Consider the following 2,689-nt stretch of genomic DNA (forward strand, 5'->3'; position numbering starts at 1 on the left):
CTATTACAGAACCGAATAGGAGGGAAGGGATCATCGGGATCTGGGAACGGGTCGGTACAATCACCATCACAGTTTGTATCCCCCGGACCACCACAACTAACTATAGTTGGGTCAACTGCTGAGGGGTGAATACCATATAATTTTGCAATCTCTATTCGATATTCATCTTCTGTCATAGGTCTCCAAAGTTTTCAACAAGCCCTGTTAACGATTTTCCATCCATAATCTGAGTACATAAAATCTGGTATTCTAGGTACATCAGGACCAAAATACGGTCCAAAACCTGGTTTATAAATGACGTACCCGTTTCTAACTCCAGCAATTCCATAAGGATATTTCATGTTTTGGGAAGAAGTATTTGCACCTTGATACGGATTTGGAGAACACGGGCGTTGATATAATTCCATTTCAAATCTCCTTTTCGGTTTGGTGATGCCATTATATGGGCAATCGTCTAATTGGGCACAAATATAGGTATTTACCTATTTGGCCCAAAAATGATTTTACTGGCTAGTTCCTCTCTATCCATAAGAGTTCTGCCCCCTCCCGATCAGACCGATCCTGAACAATCTAAAGACGATGACTCCACACCCCCCCTATATATTGCGTTGCTCAAAATGAGCAATGCCACATATAGGGTGTGCTCATTTCGAGCAATGGGTTTTGGTTAAGGTCAGTTTGTTCCAGGCTTGGTTTAAACCAAGCCCCAGGTTACAACCAGGGAAACGAAAAAAAGGTGCTCCCGAGAATCAGGAACACCCTTCGTACTTTTCGCTTTAAGTTCCCCACCCATGCCCCATTGTAGCTAATGTTATTGGCGTAGAAACGACAATCGCAACACTACATAGAGTCAAGAAGAACAACACTTTTTTTCGCATTGAGTCGCTGCACCTCACTTGATAGTTTTTTATATTTCTCTTTTGCTTCGAGATCCGCACAATCCCTGTATTGCTCAAAAAGGGTCATACAAGTAATGATATTCTTACCACTATTAATTGTAATCGATATATTCAAACCTTCTAGCACAAGTTTTATCGCAGTGATAGTATCCTTGCTTTGATTGAAACGATACACCGCAAGGTCACTGAGAAACTGAGCATAGCTCTCTTTTAAAATAGCCGGCTTATACTCGCCGAACTCCGTTTTGTCCGATTGATAAGGTATATATGCTGCAAAACGCTCCAGGATGCTATCGACATTCAACCCATATAGATTAGCTGCTTGGACAATATGCCGTACAGCAATAAATATTTCATCTTCTTGAGACGCTATGTAATCAGCATACTCATTCAGTACCTCCACTTCTCCGGACATTAAACGATACAGATAAGTGTTGGCAACGCCCCACTCAGCAAATTGCCCTACAATTTGGCTGGCTTCCTCGTCTTTCTCCTGTACCCAACTTTCACCATTGGCATACAAATCCACAAATGTTAATGCTCTGTTGTAGTCGCCGCATTCTTCACTAGCTGTAGCTCGGGCCAAATAAGCATACAAAATATAATAGTACAAAGGCCGCTCCGTGAGCTTCTGCCCTTCTTCTATTCGTTCAGATCGACATTGCAACTCATATTGTATCGTTGCGATTCGGTGCATTTCCTTAGCTAATGCATCCACTTTCGGCCACTTGTGAACCATACCAAAAACGTGCATCAGTTGCTTTAAGGCTTCAAGCTGATCAGCTTCATCGAGACGATTAACGTACAGCTCAAATTGAGTTGCCGCACGCAAATTTTCCTCCAGATCATCTCCCAGCTCAATCAGAAACAAACGGTACTGACACAACGCCAACCGTTCAGAATGCTGATATTTTTCGGCTTCGCTCACACCTTTATACAATATCCGAGCGGCAAGACGTCTGTTATTCGAAAACAATTCTTCAGCCATATCAAAAAGCACAGATACATAAGATAGATCCTCGAGCAGACGATTCACGATTTGTTCAACATATTCTAATCGATCTAATTCTGCACAACGAAAAATAAACGGCCGTATACGTCGTATAGAGATCAAAAAGGAAAAGCATTCCTCTATGTAATCCTCAAAAAAGTAGTCTTCAGGTAATCCCATCCCTGCGGTGATGGCAATGAGCTGTCTCATAGATATGGGCTTATTCCCCTGTAAGATCCGGCTAAGTGTCCCGGAATTGATACCCGATATATCCGCAAATTGCGAATGAATAATATGATTACTCTGCATATGCTGCATCAATTTTTCTCGAATAGAATTTACAGATCCCAATCAAAGACACCCCCAGCTAAAAAAACCAAAATTTAGGATTAAAAGCCTATATATAGTTGATACTAATTATGAATCAAACGACGGTCAATAACGTATATGCGTCTTTAACAGACTTAAAATAGAAAAAAGCCCCTACAAACAATAGTAAGAGCTTTCCCAATTCACCCGGCAAAGGTTTCAAAAGCTGAAAATCATCAGCTTTTCCTAATTATATCCAGAACAATATGCAACACGCAATATATTTCGTGAAATATAAATCGTGATGAAAATTTCATATCTACTCTATCATTTATATTAAAAAGAGGAGCTTTGGGCATTAATGAAGTTAAAGAAAGCTCGGATAGCAGCAGGATTTACTCAAGAATCAATAGTCCTAGAAATAAACAATTACATGAAATGTTCACTGCGAAATTATCAAAACATAGAGTATGGCGTCGTTATTCCAGGT

2 protein-coding genes are annotated in these 2,689 nt (G+C 40.4%); both read right to left on the bottom strand.

Annotated elements, in window-relative coordinates; translation table 11 throughout:
* Window positions 1-191: 191 nt before the first annotated feature.
* Entirely contained in the window at window positions 192-407 is a 216-nt protein-coding gene (locus tag FE296_RS00390) for a hypothetical protein (protein ID WP_150363987.1), read from the bottom strand.
* Window positions 408-840: 433 nt separating this feature from the next.
* Window positions 841-2,241, bottom strand: a complete 1,401-nt coding sequence (locus FE296_RS00395; RefSeq protein WP_223868726.1) for a helix-turn-helix domain-containing protein — start codon at window positions 2,239-2,241, stop codon at window positions 841-843.
* Window positions 2,242-2,689 lie beyond the last annotated feature (448 nt).

Origin of the sequence: Paenibacillus sp. UASWS1643 (assembly GCF_008693195.1) — a bacterium.
GTDB classification, from domain to species: domain Bacteria; phylum Bacillota; class Bacilli; order Paenibacillales; family Paenibacillaceae; genus Paenibacillus; species Paenibacillus amylolyticus_B.